At 38.3% G+C, this 25,150-nt stretch carries 21 protein-coding genes; 15 read left to right on the top strand and 6 right to left on the bottom strand.

Annotated features, from left to right (window positions below):
• The first annotated feature begins 148 nt into the window (after positions 1-148).
• Entirely contained in the window at positions 149-715 is a 567-nt protein-coding gene (locus NC799_RS16205) for a CBO0543 family protein (RefSeq protein ID WP_272447485.1), read from the top strand.
• A 330-nt stretch (positions 716-1,045) separates the two neighbouring features.
• On the opposite strand, the gene NC799_RS16200 is transcribed toward NC799_RS16205, so the two are convergent.
• Both NC799_RS16200 and NC799_RS16195 read right to left on the bottom strand, forming a co-directional pair.
• The gene (locus NC799_RS16200) at positions 1,046-2,212 is read right to left on the bottom strand and encodes a SpoIIE family protein phosphatase (protein WP_272447484.1); all 1,167 of its coding nucleotides are present in this window, start codon (positions 2,210-2,212) and stop codon (positions 1,046-1,048) included.
• The gene (locus NC799_RS16195) at positions 2,205-3,056 is read right to left on the bottom strand and encodes an alpha/beta fold hydrolase (protein ID WP_272447482.1); all 852 of its coding nucleotides are present in this window, start codon (positions 3,054-3,056) and stop codon (positions 2,205-2,207) included. The genes NC799_RS16200 and NC799_RS16195 overlap by 8 nt, the downstream gene beginning before the upstream one ends.
• Before the next feature lie 431 nt (positions 3,057-3,487).
• On the opposite strand from NC799_RS16195, the gene NC799_RS16190 reads away from it, so the two are divergent.
• From NC799_RS16190 to NC799_RS16170, 5 genes are all read left to right on the top strand, one after another.
• Entirely contained in the window at positions 3,488-5,119 is a 1,632-nt protein-coding gene (locus tag NC799_RS16190; RefSeq protein ID WP_272447481.1) for an acetolactate synthase large subunit, read from the top strand.
• Positions 5,120-5,134: 15 nt separating this feature from the next.
• A complete protein-coding gene (locus NC799_RS16185) occupies positions 5,135-6,577 on the top strand; it encodes an aldehyde dehydrogenase family protein (RefSeq protein WP_272447480.1) in 1,443 nt (480 codons plus the stop codon).
• Between the two features lie 421 nt (positions 6,578-6,998).
• Entirely contained in the window at positions 6,999-8,879 is a 1,881-nt protein-coding gene (locus NC799_RS16180; protein WP_272447479.1) for a hypothetical protein, read from the top strand.
• A gap of 32 nt (positions 8,880-8,911) precedes the next feature.
• Complete coding sequence (locus NC799_RS16175) at positions 8,912-9,520, top strand: hypothetical protein (protein ID WP_272447478.1); 609 nt, start codon at positions 8,912-8,914, stop codon at positions 9,518-9,520.
• A gap of 90 nt (positions 9,521-9,610) precedes the next feature.
• A complete protein-coding gene (locus NC799_RS16170; protein WP_272447476.1) occupies positions 9,611-10,498 on the top strand; it encodes a VanW family protein in 888 nt (295 codons plus the stop codon).
• 47 nt (positions 10,499-10,545) lie between these two features.
• On the opposite strand, the gene NC799_RS16165 is transcribed toward NC799_RS16170, so the two are convergent.
• Complete coding sequence (locus NC799_RS16165; RefSeq protein ID WP_272447487.1) at positions 10,546-10,911, bottom strand: VOC family protein; 366 nt, start codon at positions 10,909-10,911, stop codon at positions 10,546-10,548.
• A gap of 229 nt (positions 10,912-11,140) precedes the next feature.
• Positions 11,141-11,293 carry a hypothetical protein gene (locus NC799_RS16160; protein WP_272447475.1) on the bottom strand — a complete coding sequence of 51 codons (153 nt, stop codon included), beginning with the start codon at positions 11,291-11,293 and terminating at the stop codon, positions 11,141-11,143.
• A 328-nt stretch (positions 11,294-11,621) separates the two neighbouring features.
• On the opposite strand from NC799_RS16160, the gene NC799_RS16155 reads away from it, so the two are divergent.
• From NC799_RS16155 to xylE, 7 genes are all read left to right on the top strand, one after another.
• A complete protein-coding gene (locus NC799_RS16155) occupies positions 11,622-12,188 on the top strand; it encodes a DUF4256 domain-containing protein (RefSeq protein WP_272447474.1) in 567 nt (188 codons plus the stop codon).
• 200 nt (positions 12,189-12,388) lie between these two features.
• Positions 12,389-13,567, top strand: a complete 1,179-nt coding sequence (locus NC799_RS16150; protein ID WP_272447473.1) for a permease — start codon at positions 12,389-12,391, stop codon at positions 13,565-13,567.
• A gap of 180 nt (positions 13,568-13,747) precedes the next feature.
• Positions 13,748-15,418, top strand: coding sequence for a hypothetical protein (locus NC799_RS16145; protein ID WP_272447472.1), 1,671 nt, complete (start codon positions 13,748-13,750; stop codon positions 15,416-15,418).
• Positions 15,419-15,561: 143 nt separating this feature from the next.
• Complete coding sequence (locus NC799_RS16140; protein ID WP_272447470.1) at positions 15,562-16,575, top strand: sugar-binding protein; 1,014 nt, start codon at positions 15,562-15,564, stop codon at positions 16,573-16,575.
• Positions 16,568-18,028, top strand: coding sequence for a sensor histidine kinase (locus tag NC799_RS16135; RefSeq protein ID WP_272447469.1), 1,461 nt, complete (start codon positions 16,568-16,570; stop codon positions 18,026-18,028). The genes NC799_RS16140 and NC799_RS16135 overlap by 8 nt, the downstream gene beginning before the upstream one ends.
• The gene (locus tag NC799_RS16130; RefSeq protein WP_272447468.1) at positions 18,000-19,565 is read left to right on the top strand and encodes a response regulator; all 1,566 of its coding nucleotides are present in this window, start codon (positions 18,000-18,002) and stop codon (positions 19,563-19,565) included. The genes NC799_RS16135 and NC799_RS16130 overlap by 29 nt, the downstream gene beginning before the upstream one ends.
• 276 nt (positions 19,566-19,841) lie before the next feature.
• Complete coding sequence (gene xylE / locus NC799_RS16125) at positions 19,842-21,257, top strand: D-xylose transporter XylE (protein WP_417006699.1); 1,416 nt, start codon at positions 19,842-19,844, stop codon at positions 21,255-21,257.
• Positions 21,258-21,562: 305 nt separating this feature from the next.
• On the opposite strand, the gene NC799_RS16120 is transcribed toward xylE, so the two are convergent.
• A complete protein-coding gene (locus NC799_RS16120) occupies positions 21,563-22,795 on the bottom strand; it encodes an endo-1,4-beta-xylanase (RefSeq protein ID WP_272447466.1) in 1,233 nt (410 codons plus the stop codon).
• 156 nt (positions 22,796-22,951) lie between these two features.
• On the opposite strand from NC799_RS16120, the gene NC799_RS16115 reads away from it, so the two are divergent.
• Positions 22,952-23,110 (top strand): hypothetical protein, encoded by a 159-nt coding sequence (locus NC799_RS16115; protein ID WP_272447465.1) that lies wholly within the window; start codon positions 22,952-22,954, stop codon positions 23,108-23,110.
• A gap of 57 nt (positions 23,111-23,167) precedes the next feature.
• Here the strand turns inward: NC799_RS16115 and NC799_RS16110 are convergent, their stop codons facing one another.
• Complete coding sequence (locus NC799_RS16110; RefSeq protein ID WP_272447464.1) at positions 23,168-23,884, bottom strand: hypothetical protein; 717 nt, start codon at positions 23,882-23,884, stop codon at positions 23,168-23,170.
• 276 nt (positions 23,885-24,160) lie between these two features.
• Here NC799_RS16110 and NC799_RS16105 point away from each other — a divergent pair, with 276 nt between their 5' ends.
• The gene (locus NC799_RS16105) at positions 24,161-25,144 is read left to right on the top strand and encodes a tRNA dihydrouridine synthase (RefSeq protein WP_272447463.1); all 984 of its coding nucleotides are present in this window, start codon (positions 24,161-24,163) and stop codon (positions 25,142-25,144) included.
• The last annotated feature ends 6 nt before the right edge of the window (positions 25,145-25,150 follow it).

The raw sequence follows: 25,150 nt of genomic DNA, 5'->3' as shown, positions 1-25,150 counted from the left end.
GGGCTTTTGCGTAAAATAATCAAGTAAGGTTGATTTAAGATTCCCATAAATGTACATAATAACCAAAAATCTTAAAAACAAGCCTGTTGATAAGTTTATTTATCCACAGGCTCGAAATTCAGGATAATTTATTTACAAAGGTGACCGAATGAATTTGAAACCACTACTTAGCGAAGAGAAAATTAAAAAAACGGATGAATTATATGATGAATTTCATCAGATTCAAATGGAATATTTAAAGTATTGGCAAGAAACCACTTTATGGCATTGGGAATTTTGGCTATCGATTTCATTAACAATTTTCCCCTGGATTATATGGTTTATTATTCGTAAACGTGGTAGTGAAGCAAGACTTCTTTTGGCGGGGAGTTTTGTATTAATAATTTCTTCTTGGTTCGACTTTCTTGGGGTAGTCTTTGGACTATGGCATTATTCAGGAAAAGCTTTACCTACAATCCCAACCTATTTCCCTTGGGATTTTTCACTGTTACCTGTATGGACCATGCTTTGGTTACAATTCAAACCAACCTTTAATCCTTTTTTTAAAGCAATCATATATTCAGCGCTTACTTCCTTTTTAGGTGAACCTTTATTTGAGTGGTTAGGATTGTACTCATCAGAAAAGTGGAATGTTTTTTATTCCTTCCTGGTTTACATATTTATTTATTTAATTGCTTATAGAATTAGTAAAGCTAAAACATTTGATACCTTATAATTTTGCGAAAAGCTTTAGCGGAATTGTGAAGGTTTACATCTTAAAGTAAAGGGAGCGTACTTAAACAAGCTCAAATACCAAAAAAGTCGATTTCCTACAAATGAAATATGACTTTAGTTATAGGAAATGGGTTTCTTGGTTGCTTCCTATTTGATCATCGATGAAAGCTCAGTATTCCCTATTAGTGCTTTTAAACAGTTGACTAAATTGACAAAGACTCAAAGACTAGCTGGCAACTACACACGGCAAATAAGGGTCAGGCACTACAAAAGACAATTGTCCATTTGGAGTGCCTACCCCTTTGCGGGTTCGTGGTCGTAATTTCTTTTTCTATTTCAAATCAATCAGAATAAAACATTGATCATCATGCTGGACTTGCTTATCCTCGCCTTGGAGAGACCGGATAATCGTCGCTTTTGTTTCACTTAAGGAATCCGCCGAACATTCCTTTAATATGGAAAATAAACTGATTGGCTCAAGCGGCTCGGATACACCATCCGTATACAGGAGCAGCCTGCCACCATTTTTGCAATAAATTTTGTTCGGTGTAAACTGTATGCCTTCGAATGTTCCCAACGGTGGTGTTGTAGTTTTTAACGCTTGTTGCTCCCCGTTTAAGTCTTGGAATATTGCAGGTGGATGACCCGCGTTAACATACTCTATTGTTTTTTTATTAGTGTCAATAACTAGGTAAATAGCTGTGCAATAATGCCAGACGTCTTCGCTGTTTTGGAATAATTCGTGTAAATGGTTGTCTAACTCCTTCATTAATAAGCTAGCAGAAATTCCTCTTGAAATTAATCTTTGGAACAGCGAGTGCAGGGACATGGTTATTAGTGAGGAAGAAATCCCATGTCCCATAACATCCAATAATATAATTCCATATTGATCTTTATTCATTTGATAAAATCCGTAAATATCACCCGATAGTTCACTAGACGCCTTATAGTACGTCTCCATCTGAATACTGTCAGTGGTGATAGCTTTGGTTAGCGATGTTTCCTGTATTTTTTTCGCAAGTTGTAATTCATTTTGGGTTTGTTTGTTGACAACCAGTAGTTGTTCTTGTTTATCCTCTAACGATTGAAGGACAAGCTCTAATTCAGATTTCGCATCCTCAGCTACTTTTTTGGCTATACGTAATTGATTTTCGTACGCATCTCTTCTACGCATTGGTACCATGATACATACGATAATAGGGTCTTCTTTGTTATTGTCCAAAGCGGCATTTAGTAGGATTGGAATATCCTCACCATTTTTGTCTGCTAACGAAAGATACATTTCCTCCACTACCTGTTTTTTCATTATAAGTGGAGTGAAATAAAGCTGGAAAAACACACGTGCAGATTTGGAAAGGATGGCATCAATATGTTTCCCAACAAGTTGCTCTTTATTGTATTGGAGCATTTTTAGTAAAGTCCGGTTTATGGATTGTATAATGCCTTCTTTTGAAAGCGTTAGAAACCCACAAGGTGCAGATTCTAACAGTTCATCCATTAGGCCGCACACCTGAATCCTTTGGAATTTGTTTTACTAATGCCGTTTTTAGATAATCTTGTATTACTATCGCTGTCTCTTCCGGATGACTCAAATGTGGACAGTGTCCCGTTGCCTTCATTTGAACAAACTTGTTATGTGGCAGGTGCTTGCTAACATACTCACCTACAGCCGTTGGGGCAATAACATCATTCGCGCATTGCATAATAAGAGATGGTACAGTAACATTCGGTAGCTCCTGCCGATTATCCGCGAAAAAGTTAGCTTCAGCAAACGTACGAGCAATAATCGGGTCCGTAGAACAAAAGCGATCCTCAAGCTCCAGTGCAACCTCTGGCCGGTTAGGATTGTTTGTAACAGTTGATGCAAAGACATTTGCCCAGCCTATGTAATTTTTCTCCATCATATCCATTAACCCAGTAAGCTCTTCCTTCTCAAAACCACCAAAGTACTCTGGAGGATCATTTAGATAACAAGGTGATGGACAAACCATGATTAAGTTGGAAAAATACTCTGGCTTGCGTAACGAGGCGAGCACCCCAATCATGCTACTAACAGAATGGCCAACAAATATTGCATTTTTTAAATCCAGTGCAGAACAAACATCTATTACGTCCTGCGCATATCCGGAAAGTGTGCTATATTTATCTGAATCAAAAGCGCTTGTATCTGAATTACCCATCCCCACATAATCAAATAAGATGACTTGATAATTACTCTCGAAAGATTCTGAAACGGATTTCCAAACAGTTTGATCACAACCAAAACCAGGTGCAAATAGGATCGACTGTTTCCCGTTACCTGCAACTTTCACATTGTTTCGAGTTAAGATATTTTGGCTCATAATATAGCTCCCTTTTTTTGTTGATTATCTAACTATACGTAAACCTATTTACTATCATAACATTTTCCGTTTTAAAAAAGTTGTTAAATGGTGGGTGAGAGCAGATAAGTATTTAGAAGGTTTTTTAATATAATAAGTCAGCTTTAATGTCTGAAAATTCATATAATCAACTTGATGTAGATAAAAAAGTTAATTATCCATAAAAAAAGGGTAGGGTACTACATAAAGGCAGTTAGTTCTTACGTTATGGCTTGCCTTTTCCTACATTCATAACTGGAATAGTTCATCAAGTCTCGATTTATTCGAGATCAAGAGAAGCCGCAAAAATCTACCTCTTTTATCTATGATAAATATTGCTCAACTGCCCATACTACGAGTAGGCATTTTTTGGGAGGAATAGAAATTAGTTTAAAAGGAAGTAGGTGGATGCTATGAAAGTGGCAGAATTATTTATCAAGTGTCTAGAAAAGGAAGGCGTCGAATATATTTTTGGAGTACCGGGTGAGGAAAATATTGATATAATGGATGCCCTTCATGACTCAACGATTCAGTTTATCTTAACACGTCATGAAACGAGTGCAGCTTTTATGGCAGGGACATATGGAAGACTTACAGGGAAACCTGGGGTCTGCCTTGCAACATTAGGACCTGGTGCAACCAATTTATTAACGGGTGTTGCAAATGCCAATATGGATTTATCTCCTGTTGTCGCGATTACTGGACAAGCAGGTCTTGGTCGTCAGCATAAGGTTTCCCACCAATATTACGACATTGTATCTGTTTATGAGGAAGTAACGAAATGGAACGCACAGATAAAAACGCCAGACATTGTGCCTGAAGTCGTGAGAAAGGCATTTCAAGTAGCTACCCAAGAAAAGACTGGAGCAACCCATATTGAACTTCCAGAAGATGTGGCGAAAATGGATGTTGATAGCTCTCCGCTACCTATAACTAATCATCATCTTCAAGAAGCCGATGAACCAGTGATTACTGAGGCTGCTAAGATGATAGAGCAAGCAAATCACCCACTAGTTCTAGTCGGAAATGGGGTAACACGTGGGAGTGCCGCTGTAGAGTTACTTGCTTTAATGAAGAAGGCAAATCTTCCAGTTGTTCATACCTTTATGGGAAAAGGTGTGGTACCGTGGACAGACGAACATAGTTTACTAACTGCTGGGATAGGGGGAAACGATTATATTACGTGTGGATTTACTGAGTCCGATTTAATCATTGCGATTGGCTTTGATATGGTTGAGTACTCACCAAAAAAGTGGAACCCTGAGGGTAAAATACCAATCCTCCATATCGATACACAGGAGGCAGAAATTGATGCGTGCTACCCTGTTCAGTTAAATGTTGTCGGTAATATAAAAGAAAATATAAAAAATGTAAGCAACGCACTTACCGCAACAGAAAGAAATCTAAATTGGGTGTCACACGTTCGTAATAAAGCATTTACCGAATTGGAAACATTTAAAGATGATACGGAATTTCCTGTTAAACCACAAAAAATTATTTCGGATTTACGTTCTGTATTAGATGAAGATAGTATTGTAATCTCTGATGTTGGCGCACATAAAATGTGGATGGCGAGAATGTACCATTGTTATCAACCGAATACGTGCTTGATTTCGAATGGTTTAGCATCGATGGGCGTTGCCGTACCTAGTGCTATTGCTGCAAAAATGGTTCACCCAGAGCGTCAAGTCGTTGCTGTATGTGGCGATGGATCGTTTCAAATGACAAGTGCAGAGCTCGAAACGGCGATGCGGTTGAATTTGCCGATTGTCATTCTATTGTGGCGTGATGATGGTTACGGTTTAATCGAATGGCATCAGATGAAGGCTTTTAACCGTTCCTCCCATATTAAATTTGGTAATCCGGATTTTATTCAGCTAGCAAAGTCCTATGGATTCGAGGCATTAAACGTTGAAAAGACAGAAGATTTAAAAGCCACCATAGCAAAAGCGGTCTCACTTAACAAGCCAGTGCTCATCGATTGTCAAGTTGATTACCGGGAAAATATGAAGCTTACTGAAAGATTAGGAAACATTATTTGTTAAAATGGAGGTCAGAGTATGATGCAAATTGGTTCCATTATTAACGGTCAAGAACGAATGGAAGATCACCGGCAAACCATGACTGTTATTAACCCATTTAATAATGAAAAAATAGCAGAATTAAAACTTGCAACTAAGCAAGATCTAGAAGATGCTGCACAAATTAGTTTTGCTAAGTTTCACTCCACAACGAAAGTAATGCCGGCCCATCAACGTGCAGATATTTTACGAAAAGCAGCAGATTTGTTAGTTGAAAAATCAGAGGACTTCGCTACGATCATCTGCAAGGAAGCAGGTAAACCAATCAAGTATAGCCGCGGGGAAGTGGAGCGGTCTGTTCAAATTCTCCGTTTTGCTTCTGAACTAGCGAAAAATATTACTGGTGAAGTTTTACCAATGGATGCTGCTATTGGTGGGGAGCACCGGATGGGCTTAGTGAAGCGCGAGCCTTTAGGGGTAGTAGGAGCGATCACGCCGTTTAATTTCCCATTAAACCTTTCCCTTCATAAGCTTGCACCAGCCATTGCAGCGGGTAATACAGTCATTTATAAACCAGCAGAAAAAACACCGATATCAGCGTATATGCTTGTCAAACTGTTTGAGGAAGCTGGATTGCCAGAAGGTGTCATCAATTTACTGATTGGAACTGGAAAAGAGGTTGGTGCACCGCTTGTGACCCACGAGAAGGTTCATAAAATAAGCTTTACAGGTAGCCTTCCAGTTGGCAAATCGATCAGGGAAACAGCTGGTTTTAAGAAAGTGACATTAGAGCTTGGGTCGAACTCACCGAACATTCTATTTGAAGATGCCAACATAGACAATGCTGCAACAGAATTAGTAAAAGGTGCTTTTGCATTCTCCGGTCAAGTGTGCATTTCCGCTCAACGTATTTATGTGCATAAAGCTATCTTTGATCGTTTCCTCGAGGATTACATCAGGAAAACAAAAGCATTACAAATTGGTGACCCTATAAGTGATCAAACAGATATTGGGCCAATGATTAACGAAGATGAAGCAAAACGAGCGAAACAATGGATTGATGATGCAGTTAAAGAGGGGGCGAAAATTGAAGTTGGTGGGGAACGGAATGGAACGATTTTATCCCCTACCATCATGACCAATGTCGATGAAAATATGAAAATTATTGCAGAAGAAGTCTTTGCACCAATTGTATCTGTTATTCCTTTTGAATCCGAGGAGGAAGTGATTCAGTACGCCAACAATTCCATTTATGGATTGCAGGCTGGTGTGTTTACAAAAGATATAAATCGCGCCTTACGCGTTGCAGATCGTTTGGAAATGGGTGGCGTCTGGATTAATGAAATTTCTACGTATAGACAAGATAATCACCCGTATGGAGGGGTTAAGCAAAGTGGTGTAGGAAAAGAAGGAGTAAAATACGCCACGGAAGACATGACTGAGATTAAATTTATCGGGATTAAAATTGATCAAACGAATTAAATAGTTATCGTGGTCAGAGCCAAGACATCGAGAAATGTTCAACAGGAAGGCTTTGACCTTTTTTTATTACAAGATAAGAAAAAATCCAAACGTGGATAACATCCAGCTTCAGCACTTTTGTTCATAAACGATGGGACATATGTCAGGTGCAATACCCGGAAACTGATGTATAATGAAATCATAGATTACCTAGGGCAGCACCAACAAAAGGTGGTCACCCCAACCAATATGGTCCACAAGTAAATAAAGACACTAGCTACAAGTGCTTAGAAGGATACTGTTAATCACAGACAAGCAAAATAATTAGAATAAACTACTAATTAACCGGAACCTTTTGGGCCGTTTTTTCGTCTATAATTACTAAGTATAAATGTAGAAATTTTTGCTTACATAGTACTTTTTATCAGTAGGGGTGGAGAAAATGAATGTCAGTTTTGGATTTAAGCGTGTGTTAAAGCACCCAAGCATCCTCTTGCTACCAATTGTTTTACAAGTTTTTATTAGTTTTGTAATGGGGTTCGCGCTCATTTTCGGTGTAAACTTAAGTCCTACTTATTCGTTTGGCGACGCAGCCCCAGCAACATCAGATGTGAATTTTCAATTTACTTTACCAGTTTTTCTTCCATTAATCGAAGACATCAACCAATCACTTTCCTTTGTTCAGTTAACGGAAAGTGGCAATTGGATGCTGTCTAGTCTCTATTTTATTTTTTATCAACTTTTGCTTAGTATGACAATGGCGATGTATCTTGGAAAAATCAAACAAGTAATCCTCCTGGAAAGGCATGACGAGCAGTCGCTTTACAAAATTGGTAAGCACTATGTTGGTAGAATATTAGTGTTTCAGTTAGTTAGTTTCCTTTGCCTACCTGGATTAGCCTTGCTGTTACTAGCCTTTTTTCCTTTAGGTATTCTCGCGTTTATTCTGTTAATTTTGTTTTCCCTAACGCCTTATCTCATTGTACTTGAAGACAAATCATTAGGAGATGCTCTCAGTGATTCACCTAGGTATTTGAAAAAGTACTTCGTTAAATTTCTTCCATTGGCATTAGGTGCATCTGTCTCAATTCTGTTTCTATCACTCATTTTACAGTCTTTCCCGTATGCGATTCAGTATTATATGGGCTTTGTTGCTTATACCTTAATCGGAAGTGGCTTTATTACAGCGTTTATGTACCAATTACATACCTTGCTCCATAATAATGATGAGCTGGAAGGCGCTAATGAGGCTACAATACAAGGTCAGGCAAAATGGAGACGTTGGAGTCTTTTCGGTCTGGTTCTTTTTTTACCACTGCTTGGTGTGAAATTTGCTTTCGGGCAACATGTGACCGCATTTCAAAATCACACTGCATTTGAGAATGCAATCTACTATAAATCAAACTGGTCAGATGCGTTTAATGGATCAGAGCAAACGATGACGACCTATGGCTTCGAACAAAATGACGCACTAGAGTTATCGATGCCCTTACCAGACCGAGGGGGAGATCTATACGGGAGAGGCAATCTTACATGGAAGGTCGACAAAGATAAGTCTGCAACAGCGGGTAACTCTACCTCTCATTGGGAGGAAGAAGAATTTGTTACTTCCGAGTTTATTTATCGGTTAGTTCCTGTATCTCAAAATGGCAAAGAGTATTATGCTACAACGAACGGTGGCTATGTTGAACTTGTTAAGGAAAAACAATCTAACGAGCCAATGGATATCGCTATTTTCGTAATGAATGAGGGCAACGATGTGTTTGTTTTTCAGTACAAAAAGCGGTTTAATCCAGAGACAGTCATTCGGATTGATGACGACGGAAAATACTTTGTGCCAAGTACTAGTAGTTCAAATGTAGAGGACTTTAAATATTTTTGGTATTCGAATGAACCGTTTACAAAAGATAGAATATTAAATCTTGTTAGAGCGAAGAATGAAGTATCACAGTTTGGCGGGAACACAGATCGTTATGTTTTTGAATACATGGTAGCTGCGATGCTGCAGGAGGCTGATGGAGAAGCTTTGCTGCGGTTTGACGAATATAGTAAACAACTTAATCTCACAACTAATCTGTCGGACAAAACGGCAATCGAGTGGACGGCAGAATTAGAAAAACTTTATGGTGATGCTGACTTAACAACATTCTTATCTTATTTTAATAAACAAAATGAACAGAACGAGTATGATCAGGTTGGGTGGTCAGACGAGGAAGAAATAAATGCGTATCAAGTGATTGTTCCTTTTCTAGAAGGAAGTATCACACTCAACTGCACGAGAAAAGAAGGACAGTTAACTAATATAGAGGTAGTGCTACCATGAAAATAGATGTTATTTTGCGAGGAGAAGATGTTGTGAGGAAATTTCTACTTGTTGTTGTCTTGTTTTTTTTGGTAGCAGGTTGCTCGAAAGTAGAAGATGATGTAGCAACGATTTCTGCTAATCGAGATTCAGACTATGTCAACACGTTTAACGATCTAAGTTTAGGAATCTTGTTTGATTTTAACTTTTATTTACCCGATGCAGACGGGAGATGGGTCAATCTTTGGGTGGAAAAATACCAGGATGGAAAAATGGAAGCTAAGACTATAGCCCAGTTATCTTATGGTAATAGTCCTTCTGCGGTTGAGGAAGGACATTTAGGATTTGGGATGATCAACCAAAATGATGATGAGACCTCCGTGTTTTTATATGGACCTGGTGTAAGTATGCGGCCTACCTTAGAGGAAGCATTATTACTAGAGAACGCGATGAGCACTTGGGATTACGCCTTGCCAGAGGATGAGAAGGTAGAGCTTAAATTAAACAAACCAACCATTCTTGCAGGATATAGACAAACTAACGGTAACTCCATGCGTACGTATGCTTTTAATGATGAAACATCGGCGGAGAAGATGATAACCGAGGATGACCTGGTACTTTTGTTAAAAATAAAAATAGAAGAAGAACCTCCGCGGGAATAACGAAATTGGAAATCCGGCTACATTATACTTAATTTTTTCACATGAAATGATGCCTTTTATTCATACTAGTAGTAGGAGGCATGAAAGATTATGAAATTCACCTGCTTTACAATTTTATTGATGTTATTCCACCAGGTCAGCGATTCGAATGATTTAATGTTAACTTATAAAGAAGAACCAATCGCAAGTGTTAACCGAAGTGAGTTTATCGCACCAATTGTTGGTGAGCCATTTCTTGATGAACAACGATATGATGATTTTGTTGAAAAGCTGGATAAAGAAATTTATCAAGCTCCGCAAAATGCAATAATCGGCGAAAACGATGAGATTGTCCCGGGAAAAGTTGGCTACAAACTACATCGTGAAAAATTAAAAGAATTATTTTATAGTTATTTTTTAAATGATGAATCATCTACAATAGAAGTTCCGATTCTTAAAGTATACCCCAAGGTAGATAATGAATTACTCGCGACAATCCGCACACAACGGATCAGTCGCTACATTACTCATTTTAATTCAAATAAAGAAGAGAGATCCCATAATATTTCGCTTGCTGCAGAAGCAATTAATAATTATGTCGTATTTCCTGGTGAAACTTTTTCATTTAATGAAGTCGTTGGAAAAAGGACGGAAGACAAGGGATACAAACGGGCTCCTGAAATTGTAAAAGGTGAAGTTACAGAAGGTGTAGGTGGGGGCATATGCCAAATTTCTTCTACATTATTCAATGCCGTTGACCGCGCAGGAGTTCAAATTGTTCACCGACTTTCTCATAGCAAAAGTGTTCCATATGTGCCACAAGGACGTGATGCAACGGTTAGTTGGTACGGTTCCGATTTTAAATTTAAAAATAATTATAACCAGCCCTTACTAATTCGAGCAAAAGCAGTAAGAGGTCAAGTTATCATTGATGTTTATTCCTCTGATTTACTGGAGTACACGCCACGTAAAGTGCCAAATCCTTCTTGGAAACGATAGGGACAGGTCCAATAGCATAATGCTTTGTCACCTGTCCCGGCTATTCTTTATCTCTCCACTAGTTCTAGCTTCTCTCCATTTGGCCCTTCAAAAAAGGCAATTTTAACAGTTCCATTTAAAATAATCCGTGGTTCTTCATCTACCAATTTTACACCAGCGTCTTTCAACTTAGAAAGTTCTGCATCAATGCTTTGAACAGTAAAAGCTAAGTGGTTAACTATTCCTTCATTTGCAATAGAATTACCATTATAGACAAGTTCTACCTCTACACTTGGCTGGTCTTTGAAAAATAAAAAGGCAAGCTCAACAGTATCATTTAACCATTCTCTATTTCTTAATTCTAACCCGAGGATATTTTGATAAAACGCCAAAGACTCGTCCATATCATTGACCATAATTCCAATATGTTCCATTTTCACAAAGCATTCCTCCTGACAGAAATTTTTATGTACTTTACTATCCTTTATTATAATCCTGATTCGGCAGTTTCGATAGGAAAAGATTATCAAAATTGGATGCATGGCATCTTAACAAACGTTGGGGTACACATAGCTGTATGTAAGAATATAGATTTTAATGGGGTTTCAGGCTCCCTTTTCAGGTGCCTGAAACCTTGCAAGGTAATAGCCAAACAGGTTTTTCCTAATCTCTCGTTGCTCCTGCCTCTCTTGAAGTCATAGATCCTTCACCGTTTCTTACATCCCTTTTAATTTGTTGTTTAACCTTTTTTGCATCTGTTCCGGCGAAATTTGGTTTCATCATAGAATTAACATTTTGATTTGCTTGGTTGCCCATAATTCACCTCCAGTCATATGTTATACCCCTATTGTTTAACAAACAGATGTAAGTTATAACTTTTTCAAAATGAATTACTACCTGTTATGAGTAAAGAAATGAACGAAAAGATTAATCGTATAGATAATAATGGAAAACCATTACTTGTTATTTGGGATATAGTAAAATCATTATTTTCATTGTAGGTCCCGTAATAGCGTTGCGATCGGGATTATTCAAATAGGAAGTTGGATTTTTTAACTAAAAGGGTGTTTACGCGATGTATCTGTGCATTTATCATGATATATTAACCTAAACCATTTACTTTAAGAACAAGGAGGCAGTGAGTATGACAAAAAGCAATAAAGATTTGTCGATAGAGCTACGTGATCAGCTAATCAAAACGTTGAAAACACGATTTGAGCAAAATATGCATCGACATCAAACCATTGAATGGGCTAATGTGCAAACGAAGCTCGAGACGAATACGAGTAAGCTTTGGTCGCTTCATGAAATGGAATTGACAGGCGGTGAACCTGACGTTGTTGCCTATAATAAAGAGACGGACGAATATACGTTCTCGGATTGCTGCAAAGAGAGCCCTAAAGGCCGGAGAAGTGTTTGTTACGACCGTGCAGCACTAGAGTCTAGAAAAAAACATAAGCCAGCAAATTGCGCTATCGATATGGCCGCGTCCATGGGTATTGAACTATTAACGGAAGAACAATACCGGAAGCTGCAGGAAATAGAAAAGTTTGATACGAAAACGTCAAGCTGGGTCCTAACACCTGATAATATAAGAAAACTTGGTGGGGGTATCTTTTGTGATCGCCGTTACGATACTGTTTTCACATATCACAATGGAGCAGAATCGTACTATGCATCAAGAGGGTTCCGTGGTTGGCTTAAAATTTAATGCTAAATAGTTCGAGGATTAGATTATTGTTTTTGGCCAAGCACCGTGGTTTTGATTAATTTTCCCCCTTGTTTTGGAGTTTCTACAACTTCACCTTACTTGATGGCTCTTTTTAACTGACTGAAAGGATCAATCTTGTTTAATGATTGATTTTTCGTGGTATCTAGATTAATAGATTATAGAAAAGGAGAGTCGTAGCAATGATAGAGCAAATAGGTGAATCAGCAATTGCTTCTCTAGGTTTTTTCTGGAAAGCAGGATGGGCCTTTGTTGTAGGATACTTTATCAGTTCGATGATTCAAGCGTTTGTTCCAAAAGATAAAATGGTGAAGTATATGGGAGATGCTAGATTAAAATCGGTAGGATTATCGACAGTGTTTGGTGCGATAAGCTCCTCATGTTCCTTTGCTGCGCTTGCGGCAGGGAAAAGTTTATTTAAAAAGGGAGCACACTTTGTACCAACATTAGCGTTTTTATTCGCCTCTACCAACTTAGTGATAGAATTAGGGATTTTAATCTATATCTTTTTAGGTTGGCAGTTCGTGGTTGCCGAGATTGTTGGGGGCATTCTACTTATTTTTGTTACATGGTTACTCGTCCAGTTGACGTACCCAAAACAACTAGTGGAAGAAGCGAGAGACAAGGCCTCAGATGATACTATGGAAGAAGATTTTAACTGGAAAAAGAAGATCAAAACGAAACAAGGCTGGCTACAGGTTGGCCATGAGTTTGTCATGAATTGGAAAATGGTTTGGAAAGAAATAACGATTGGTTTCACTTTGGCAGGGATGATGGCAACGTTCGTTAGCACGGGAACATGGAAGGCATTCTTTTTAGTAGACCAGTCAGATGGGCTGTTAAAAGTACTAGAAAATGCAATAATCGGTCCAATAGTGGCCATGTTAACCTTTATTGGGTCTATGGGGAATATTCCAATCGCCACCATTTTGGCATCAAGTGGAGTAGCTTTTGCAGGAATTATGGCTTTTATCTATTCGGATTTAGTTGTGCCACCAATGATAGCTGTTCATAAAAAATATTATGGCATGAAAACGGCGCTTTATATTGCCGGAGTCTTTTATCTTGCTATCCTAATTACATCGTTAGGAATTCACTATGGTTTTTCCGCCATTGGCTGGTTACCACAATCGGCAAATCAAATCATGGAGGAAAGTCCATTCCAGATTAATTATACTTTTTGGTTAAACATTATTTTTAGCTTCCTTGCGATATTTGCTATCTATTTGAATAAAAAGTTCAAAGAGCTACATTCACATGCGATGATGATGAAAATGGAAGGTGATTCAACGTTTAAAACCGTTGTAACTTATCTATGTATAACCTATTTGGTAGTGGGATTTTTCATATACCTATTTTAAGAGCGGACTCGTTTTGACAAGCTGAAACATCGGGTGACTAGTTCAAACAGGGATGGTGATGACGACCTTTACTAAAAGTGTCCTCAATCACCATCCCTTTGTGCTTACTAAATGAATAATTTACCAGCAACTATTTCGCTTTGTGTCTCGTATTATAAAGATAGTGAAGGGGGAAGGGAATTGGGGAATTTATTATTATTTTCACTAATCATTAGTTTGGCGGTTGCAGTCATTCTTGTACCATTTTCTAAAATTGACGGTAAAGATGCGGGATTACAAAGGTTAGCGGCCCTATTGATGACGATGTTAGTTGTCATTATCATTGTTGTTTTTTATTATTTATCAAATTTGGACCGAAACTTTTCATCTCTATGGTTTTTTGCAATTCTTGTAACAGCAACAGGAGCATTCTTTTCGTTTGGCAAGGAACAGATCGTTAAAGCTTTTCTATTTGTAGCAAGTCTAATCCTTGGATGCTATTTTATTCTCGCACCGCTTTTCAATGCAGAGGAGAAATACCAGTTATCGCAAATGAATGAGAAAGTTGAAATAGAAGTTTTTGACGAGGACGTAACACCAGCCAGTGTACCACCGCAATTTGCCCGCAATAAAATGCGCAAGGCTTTTGGACAGGTACCTAATACAAGCTACTATGAATTAGGTTCTTTACAAATTCAAAAGGTGAATGGCGCATATGTATATGTTGCACCTGTAGAATTTTCGGGACTTTTTAAATGGTGGAAAGGGAATATGACACCTGGGTATTTTCGCTTAAGTGCTACTGATTCTTCAGCGAATCCAACGTTCATCGAAGCAGAAATGATGTATACACCTTCATCCTATTTTCAAAAGAATATTTACCGTCACATTCGCAATCAATACCCACAGCGAATATTTAAGGGCTCGGCGCAATTAGAAATTGATGAAAATGGAAATCCGTACTATATACGAACGTATGGTGAATTTATATCAGCCCGGAATGGATTTGAACCTAGCGGGATTGTGTCCGTTAATCCGAAAACCGGTGAAACGCTATCCTATACATTAGAGGAAGCACCAGCATTTATCGATGGAGCTGTATCTCCGGAGGCCGTTAGCTTAAAAAATAGTTACTACGGAAAATATGTTAATGGCTTTTGGAATAGTTTGTTTGGGAAATCTGGTGTCAGGTTGCCATCAGATGAGGGAACGGAAGCAAATGTTAGTCCTATATTTGCTGGTAATGGTGACATGTATTATTTTACCGATTTCACAAGTCCTAAAGAGGGTGTCGATTCCATGCTTGGGTACTCGATAACGAATGCGCGAACAGGGGAAGCTACTTTTTACACTGGAAATCAACAGAAGTCATATATGGATTCAGCCGGAGCATTGCAAATTATAGAAAAGAAATTCATTGAAAAACAATGGCAAGGGAAAATGCCTATTCTCTATAATTTCTATGGGGAAGCTAGCTGGTTGACCCCAGTTCTCGATTTGAATGGATTTTTGCAAAACTACTTTATTATATCAGCAGCTAATCCTGAAATCTCAGTCTATGCGGATACCCCTAATCAAGCATTGAAAAAATACAAGACAGCTTTGCAACGAGGGGGCACTTCAGTCGACGGCACATCAAAAGCAGAAGAGAAACAACTAGCAGGTACAGTGCTGAGGGTGTACAAAGAAAATAATGAGGATCAAACGATTGTTTCATTTCTGTTAAATAATCGGCAAAATTATATGATTTCCTCGCAGACTGAGCCGTTAGCAATCTATTTGCGTGAAGGCGACGAAGTTCAACTGACTTATTTAGAAACGGGAGAAGCCTTTTTGCCAGTAAAAGAGTTGGTGATTGTTGGTTTAGAATAATTGCTGAACGCTGATTCGTTTCGAAAAAAGTCTTTCATCGATTGGCTGTCTAGCGCAAGGTGCTACTTGCGCTTTTGTTATTTTGTTTCCTAGTACTAGTGTGCTATCATTTTTACTAGTTTATAGTAAATGAGGGGAAAAGCATGAACCGGACAACTATTGGTTATACCATATTAATTGTTTTATTTATCATTGCAGTAGGATTTTTCTTTTACTTCTATCAACAAGTTCAGGTGTATGATAAGAAGTTAAAAGAAGCCACTTCTACTGATGTTCCCCTCTCAACCTATCATTTTGTCTTAATTGGAGAAGAAGTAGATCATGAATATTGGCGCTTAGTTAGCGAAGGTGCTAAAAAAGCGGAGGCAACATATGGTGTTATTGTTGAATATGAGGGACCAAAACGATCTAATCCTGAGGAACAATTAAAGCTGTTAGACATGGCAATAAAGTCTAAGGTAGACGGTATTATTGTTCAAGCACTGAACGAGCAATTCACACCACTTATAAACGGGGCGGTAACGAACGGGATTCCAGTAATTACGGTCGATACTGACGCACCAGGTAGCTTAAGAGATGCATATATAGGAACAGACAATTACCAGGCGGGTTTTCTAGCTGGGAAGGCTTTGATAGAAGATACCAATGGAAAAGCTACTGTTGGCATTATTACAGGTGGAACTGGCCAGGCGTATCAGCAGCACCAACTTCGTGTTCAGGGTTTTAAAGATGCAGTAGATAAGGTAGAAGGAATTAATATTGTAGCAATTGCAGAATCAAACTTAAAACGCGTCAATGCAGAGGCAAAAGCGTACAAGATGTTAACCGAGCATGAGGAGATTTCTGCATTTTATGGAACAAGTTCATTGGATGGTATGGGTGTTGTTGCAGCAGCTAAAACGTTGAAAAGACAGGATAATTTGTATGTTATTACCTTTGATACGGTGGAAGGGAATATTCAATTATTGAAAAATGGAGATATCGATGCCATCGTAGAACAGGAGCCTTTTGAAATGGGTGAAAAAAGTATCGCGATTATGTTGGACATAATCAAAGGAAAGACGGTCAATGATATCTATCAAACGAATTCATCAATCATTCGTAAAGCAGACTTGCCCACGGAGAAGAATAGTGAAGGGGGAAGTCCTCATGATTAAAATTCGGACAAAATTGCTTATTTATTTTGCTATTAGTATCCTTTTGATTGTTCTTTTATTTTTGATTAGGGAACAGAGTAACAAGGAAGTGAAGGAAGTTTATGAAGATAATGAATCCTATCTTTTTTTATTAAACGAAATCACCAAACAGACAAATGACACCTTTCAATCGTTGCAAATATATGTAGATGAACCATTTATAGAAAACTTAACTTTTTACCATGATAATAAGGATGAACTCCTTGAACTGCAACAAGCCTTTTCTGCTAGAGAAAAAGGTGGAATTCAACAAGAAAATTTCTTAAATATCATAACAACTTTTCTTAGGCAAACAGATAAGACAGTTGAAGCGGTGGACGACCAAGACATTAAACAATATTCTGCGTCTTTAAACGAAGTGGAGAATATGTCTGGATATATTCACGAGATGGCTCTAGAGTTAATTGATAGGAGACTGACAAACTCTCAAGCGATTTCTTCCCTTTTAAATCAAAAAATTAAGCAAACGAAAAATATGTGGTTTATGATTATTATTGCAATCATTCTTCTCAGTATACTATTTGCTCTTTGGTTTTCAAATGGAATCACACAAACCATTCAGCGTCTGACTCGAGCCGCGGAACAAATATCAGCTCGTAATTATTCTGAAAAGGATGTCGTTGTTTCTAGAAAAGACGAGCTTTGGTTTTTAACAAAAACGTTTAATGAAATGAAGAAAAATATTTTAGAATCAGTAAGTGAGATCAAAGAAAAGGCAAGATTAGCCCAACTTCTAAAAGAAATGGAATTGAAGAGTTTGCAAAATCAAATTAATCCTCATTTTCTTTTCAATACTCTAAACACCATCTCCAAAACCTCCTATATTGAAGGGGCAGAACGCACTAACGATTTAATCTCATCTGTTTCAGCGTTACTTCGCTATAATATTAGCAATCTCGAACGAGAAACAACACTGAAAGATGAGGTGAAGATTGTAAAGGAATATTTTTTCATTCAAAAAACACGATTTGGGGACCGAGTAGCATTTATCGAAAATATCGACCCATCCTGTTTAGATGTGCCAATTCCGTGTCTAACCCTACAGCCAATTATTGAGAATGCATTTATCCATGGGATTGAAGATAAAGCTTCAGGAGCGAAAATAGAATTAAAGATATACCAAGAGAGGGAAAGGGTATTGATTGAAGTACATGACAATGGGGTCGGAATGGACAAGCAAACGATTGATCAATTGCTAGATACGAGCGACGAGCAAAAAGTGGCGGTAGATAAAAAAGGTTCAGGGCATTCGACCGGAATAGGAATGAAAAATGTTATTAACCGCCTACGCTTATTCCAGAAGGGAAGTAAAGTTACTATCTCTTCAACGTTAGGAAAAGGAACAACAGTTGCGATCAGCTTAAATAAGGGACGGAGGAATACTCGTGATCACAGTAATGTTGGTCGACGATGAACCAATTGAAAGAGAAGGCTTAAGGCTCATGCTTAGTAAAAATCGCTCTAATTTCGAAATCGTTGCGGAGGCCAAGAACGGACAAGAAGCTGTAGAGCAAGCAGTCGAACATCAGCCAGATTTGATATTTATGGATATTAAGATGCCTGAGTTCGATGGGATTGAAGCAATCAGAAGAATTCTTCCGGATCTGCCTCATACAAAGTACATCATGGTATCAGCGTTTGATACGTTTGAATATGCCCGTGAGGCAATGAAATTTGGCATCAAAGAATATTTGTTAAAGCCGAGTGCAATTTCGGAATTATTAGAAGCATTTGATCGCATGGTAGAAGAAATTGAAATGGATAGACAAGACATATTAGAGAAGGAGCAAATCCAGCATCGGCTTGAGCGGGTGAGCGCATTTGTTGAAACGGAATTTATTGTTTCTTTCATGATGGATCATATCCATGAGTTCAACGACGAGGAGTGGGAAGAGTGGCTCGACCTTGAAGATAAACAAGGATTTGTCTCTGTTTTTTCGTTTGAATCAGATAAGAGAAACCCAGATCGTTCTCGGAAGGGGCAATGGCACCAAACGCTGAAAAAAGTGTTACAGGAACAACAATACGTAAGTCTGGTTGGTCCGTTAACAGGGTTTCAAGTACCAGTTTTGACACTGCTTAACAGTAAGGAGAAGCTAGACGATCAATCTCGGGGGCATTTTGCACGAACGATCATTCATCGTGTTCAACACCTACTTACAGATTGTCGGATTGTGACCGGGGTTGGAAATGTCGCGTTAGATGTTGATCATTTCTCCCGCTCCTATAAGGAAGCAATCGATGCACTAGAGTTAGTATATCATCATCCAAGTGCCTCCTATATGCTATATCGTGAACAATCGAATGAAAAGCGTGGACAGCTAGTTCCTTTTGAGCTAGAGCGAGAACTAGTAAGTGCTGTGAAAAAAGGCGACAGTCAAAAAAGTTTTCAACTGTTTGAGACGTACTTTCAATCGATTCAACAGGCCAATGATTTCCAGGTTCGAACGATTCACAAAGCGATGGAAGATTTCTTTATTGTGTTGACTAGATCTATCAAAGAACTTGGATTCAACGAGGAAATAAAAACGAGTCTAGGACAATTCGATTCAACCACGCAGATTAAAGAAGTAAGTAAAACGCATCTACTCCAGATTATCGAACGTATTGAAAAATGGCGATCGAATGGCGTACAAGCATTACTTTTACAAGCGAAAGACTATATGGACAAATACTTTTATCAATCCATTTCTCTTGAAGAAGTTGCCGAGCAGATTGGGATAAGTTCTTATTACTTAAGTAAGCTGTTTAAAGATACCTTTCACGTTACATTCATCGATTACTTAACGAGTACTCGGTTAGAAAAAGCAAAGGAGCTCTTACTTGACCAACAACTACCATTAAAAGAAATAGCACTTAACATAGGGTATAAAGATCCAAACTATTTTAGTAGAGTTTTCAAAAAAGAAATTGGCATCAGCCCAAGTGAATACCGTCTAAAGAACCAGTAATGAAAATAGGGGCATTTCCTATAAGCAAGCACAAAATAATCTAGGTTTTAACAAGAAAGTGAAGATGAAACTGCTACCAGGAATGCGATTGCATGATAATTTAAATATAGGAATTTAAACTACTTCGATTCATAGTAATGAAGAATGAAAACGACACCATTTAAGGTGGTAAGAGTTTAGGGGGATAGGTCAAGGCTCTAGTGGGAGAAAAATACAGACAAAATGAATTTTACAGGAAGAGGGGGGAAAGAAAGAGAAATTTCTCTTTCGAACAACATGAAAAAGAATAGCTATTTTTATATCGTGTTAATTACATTAGTTGCAACACTAGGTGGGCTGTTATTCGGTTATGATACAGCTGTTATCTCCGGTGCAGAAGCATCACTTCAAGCTTACTTTACAGACAATTTAGGACTTAGTTCCCTTGTCCATGGAATCACTGTCTCCAGTGCCTTAATCGGTTGTATTATTGGTGGATTTGTATCCGGTTTCTTCGCCTCGAATTTCGGGCGAAAGTACTCGCTTGTATTAGCGGCCGCTCTATTTTTAATTTCAGCTCTTGGTTCAGCTTATCCTGAATTTTTATTTTTTGCAAAAGGCGATCCAACTACCGCTTTACTAGTTACTTTTAACATCTACCGGATTATTGGTGGTATTGGTGTAGGGCTTGCCTCTGCGATTGCACCGATGTACATTGGCGAAATGGCACCTGCACATATTAGAGGAACATTGGTTTCATTAAATCAATTTGCAATTATCTTTGGAATGCTCGTTGTTTATTTTGTTAACTGGGGAATTGCTAAAGGACAATCACTTGAGTGGATCAATGATATTGGTTGGCGGTATATGTTCCTTTCAGAAGCCATACCAGCATTTTTATTCCTAGTATTACTATTTACAGTGCCCGAGACACCACGCTATCTTGTTTCGAAAAATCAAGATCAAAAAGCGATGACGATATTGTCTAAAATATATGAGAAAGCAACAGCAAAATCAACAATGTCTGATATTAAGGCATCGTTTGATAAAAATCAAGCAAAAGCAAAACTCTTCGCTTTTGGAAAAACTATTGTAGTTATTGGTATTTTGTTATCTGTCTTCCAACAGTTTGTTGGTATTAACGTAGCCTTGTATTATGCACCAAGAATATTTGAAAGCATGGGCGCGGCCAAAGATGCTTCCATGTTCCAAACAATTATTATGGGTTTAGTTAATGTCGTTTTCACACTTATTGCCATTTTCACAGTCGATAAATTTGGTCGTAAACCGTTATTGATTATCGGTTCGGTTGGTATGACGATTGGTATGTTTGGTGTGGCAGGGATGGCTTTTTCAAACGCAATCGGAATTGGTACATTAATTTTCATCATTGTCTATACGGCATCTTTCATGATGTCATGGGGACCAGTAGTTTGGGTATTAATTTCAGAAATTTTCCCAAATAAAATTAGAGGGCAAGCGGTTGCGATTGCTGTAGCAGCACAATGGGCTGCAAACTATTTCATCTCTTCCACTTATCCTGCCATGATGGAGTTTAGTGGTGGATTGACCTATTCTTTCTATGGAGTTATGAGCCTACTTTCTGCAATCTTTGTTTGGAAGTTTGTTCCTGAAACGAAAGGAAAATCCCTAGAGGAACTAGAGAGTGTACTAGTTAAGAAAAACACCGACTCAAACATCAAAGCATCTTAAACGTTTGAAAAGAAACGGTTGTTTAAACTAAAAACAGAGAGAAAAATCTCACAAATATTTGTAAGATAACGTTAATGGGGGAAGAGTGAGATGTTCGCTTACTGATTCTAAAGTGTAATCATATTATCAGGCTTAATCTTGGAAATCACAAAGAAAGGAACTTGGGTAACTCCAAGTTCCTTTCTTATAAGATAAATAGCTTAATACAAAGAACGACTTGTTTTAGAAATAGAAAAAACAATCTCCAAAAAGGTTTCATTCCTCTCAAGCATCCGTCAAAAATGGATGTGGTCGCATGCTCTGTATTAGATAACGAGTTGTATCGTGCTTGCTTCTTTATCTAATTGGAAACTAACTTTTTTGTCACCACAGAGAAGATCGTGTTCTCCTAGGAATCCTTCGAATAAGACAGTTCCATTTTCATCCGTTGTTGTAGTAACATTGGTATTCCAGTCCTGTTTAATTAGTTTCTTTAGTACGTGATACGCAGGTTTTGGACTGTTATCCTTTCTTAAAAATCCAGCCGGAGCACCGAGCCATGCGCCATCATCACTAAAGGACCAGGCTGTTATTGCTTCTACTAGAGGATGTTTAAACAAAACGGAATACATTTCTTCGACTTCCATTGCCTGACGCTCTTCGAATTCTTGGGTAGATGGCCATTCTGATAGTTGATAATCGTTTAAATCTTCAATTTGAGGTGGCATCACGTGTCCTGATGTTAACGTGTTTTCTGTAAAGTGAATGGGAAGACCAAAATGGGAGAACCGCTCTAACACTTCTTCCAATTTCTCACGTCCCCAATAACCCTGATGCTGGTGTGACTGAATCCCAATGGCATCAATTGGTACACCTGCTTGCAGGCAGCCATCAATTAAGATTTCATAGTTAATCGAGGTATTAAAGTCATTGATTAAAAGAGTCGCATCGGGATTAGATTCACGTGTTTTTGCAAACATTTCTTTAACAATACCAACCCGGCCAAGGTCCTTCGCAATTCTTGTGATACCATTGTCATACTTGTCAAAAATCGGCATGATTACCACTTCATTAATTACATCCCACATATCGATTAATCCTTTAAAATCTGATACGTCACGTTCAATCCTGTTGAACTGTGCTTGTAAAATTTCTTCGTTGCTCATATCTAGCAGCCATGGAGCTGTAACAGTATGCCAGCAAAGCGGGTGACCTTTTACAGCTACATTCCTTTCTTTTAACCAGTTGGCTGCAGCCTTCAATTCTTTTGTCTGAGGCTTTCCTTTTTCCGGTTCAAATCTACCCCAATAGAAGGGGAGTGTGCCAAAATTAAATACATCCAGAAATTTATCCAATTGCTCTTCTAAAAACGCCATTCTTTCTGATGGTACATTTTTATTTGCTAGTTCAACCATATCAAAAATTCCAGCACCAAACAAGAACTTATGATTTGTTTGTTTAAGCTCGACTTTTTTCCCTGCGATTGGATTTCCTGAGGAATCTAAAAGCTTAATAGTCTTAGCTGCCATGCGGTGTGAAAACTCATTTGTTTGTCCCATTTTCTAACCTCCATTTTTAAATAGACTATAAAAGAAACCGCTTTCGTAATAATCAATTAAATTTTATCAGACTTTGTTCATTCAGGGAACTAACTATCTTTAGAAAATTTAATTTTTATGTAAATTTTTTATGGTGGGTGGAGGAGGTAAAATGCAATGTCCTCGTGGGCGGACAAGGCTCTGAAAGTTTTCATAGGCGCATTGTCTTTCGGTTATGAAGATGAAAAGTGCACACATGCTGTTACTGGACGTTATCCACGCTTGGATTTATTCATGCTTTCCTATCTTTCAAAGGCAAACCCACAAGCCAAGTGAGCATCACTTATGCTTGTGGGCCGTTTGTTTGAAGTCTTAATTCCTCAGCTGATACGTCTAGTCTTTATTTAATAAGGACTGAAACAAAATGTTAAGGTTTAACCATGTTTTGGTATCTGTTGAGGCATCGGAGTTTTCATCACAGGAGCTAGAAGTCTGCCCTTCTCCAGTTACACTAGCATCTGCTTGACTACTAGATTTCACGTTCAAAAAGTCTAATAAGAAACTAAATTTCTCACGAATACCCAAGCTAAAACCTGGGTTACCATCGCATGAATTATTTGAAACGTCTGTGTCTACACTTCCGTTACCACGTACATCGTCATTATCACTTGCTTCACTGTTTGAATGGTTAGTCGCTTCAGCACCTGCTTTGACAGATGCATTTGTTTCTGTGCTGCCTTTAATTGTAGTTTTTGATTGTTCTTCTGTGTCAATATCAGCAAAAGCATCAACAGAAGCACTAGCTTCCATCTCCGTATTGCTAGTAGACTCAGCAGTTGTACCAATGTCAGTTTGTGTATTACCATCGGCAACTAAACTAGTGTCGTTATTAGTTGATTCACTAGATACTTCTGTGTTCCCATCCGCTTCAACTTGTGTATTCACATCAACGGAAGAATGATTTTTTTCTAATGAGATTTTTCCTTGAAACTCTGAAAAAAGTCCTAATGCAGAATCAAGTCCCGCCGCTTCACCTTTTACAACAAAACCGAATAATCCTGTAGATAAAACGGTGGTTACAGCTAACATTTTCCATGTCTTTTTTTTCATTAGTAAATCGCTCCTTCTTAATTTTAGTCATTATTCATTTATCTAAGTACCTGATTTAGCTTTCATTTACACATTTCGAATAACTGTCGATTTTATTGGGGGCAAATTAAAATTTGTTCGAAAAAATTAAAAGCAGTTAAATTAACCACGGTAACAACATGTTTGATAAAAAGCACGAAAACATGGTATAAGTATAAAAGAAGCAAAGATATCTTTGCTTTTTACTTTTGGACAATGCTTTCGTTCATGGTCCCATAATGAAAGGTTGAATATCACATGACAGATAATTTTTGGCGTGATTTACCACGACCGTTTTTTATACTTGCACCAATGGAAGATGTAACGGATGTTGTTTTCCGTCATGTAGTAAGTGAAGCTGCTAGACCGGATGCGTTTTTTACAGAGTTTACAAACTCTGATAGTTATTGTCACCCAGAAGGTAAAGCTAGTGTGCGTGGGCGTCTGACTTTTACAGATGATGAACAACCAATTGTGGCCCATATATGGGGAGACAAGCCTGAGTATTTCCGCCAAATGAGTATTGGAATGGCGAAGGAAGGTTTTCGTGGTGTGGATATTAATATGGGTTGTCCGGTGCATAACGTAGCAGCAAACGGGAAGGGAAGCGGTCTAATTCGTCACCCCGAAGTTGCAGCAGAGCTGATTCAAGCAGCTAAAGCAGGAGGATTACCCGTCAGTGTGAAGACGAGGCTTGGTTATACAGAAGTAGAGGAATGGCGCGGTTGGCTTACCCACTTATTGAAGCAAGACATCGTTAATCTATCGATTCATCTTCGGACAAAAAAAGAAATGAGTAATGTCGATGCGCATTGGGAACTGATTCCGGAGATTAAAAAGCTTCGTGATGAAGTAGCACCAGATACACTTTTGACAATCAATGGGGATATTCCTGATCGTCAAACCGGTTTGGAGCTCGCTCATAAGTACGGTGTTGACGGCGTGATGATTGGACGAGGTATTTTTAAAAATCCATTTGCCTTTGAACAGGAGAAAAAAGAGCACAGTAGCAAGGAATTGCTGGATCTCTTAAGGTTACATCTTGACCTCTATGATCAATACTCAAAGGAACTCGAGACACGGCCATTTAAAACTCTCCGGCGCTTTTTCAAAATATATGTTCGTGGATTTCGAGGGGCAAGTGAATTAAGAAATCAATTGATGGAAACCGAGTCTACCGACGAAGTACGTGGTTTGCTTGATGCCTTTGACTCAGTGAATGTTGAAACAACTATCATGTAGTAGGTG

This window comes from Aquibacillus salsiterrae, assembly GCF_028416595.1.
Lineage (GTDB): Bacteria > Bacillota > Bacilli > Bacillales > Amphibacillaceae > Aquibacillus_A > Aquibacillus_A salsiterrae.
The sequence above is the reverse complement of the archived record's forward strand: the minus strand, read 5'-3'. Positions and strand labels throughout refer to the sequence as shown.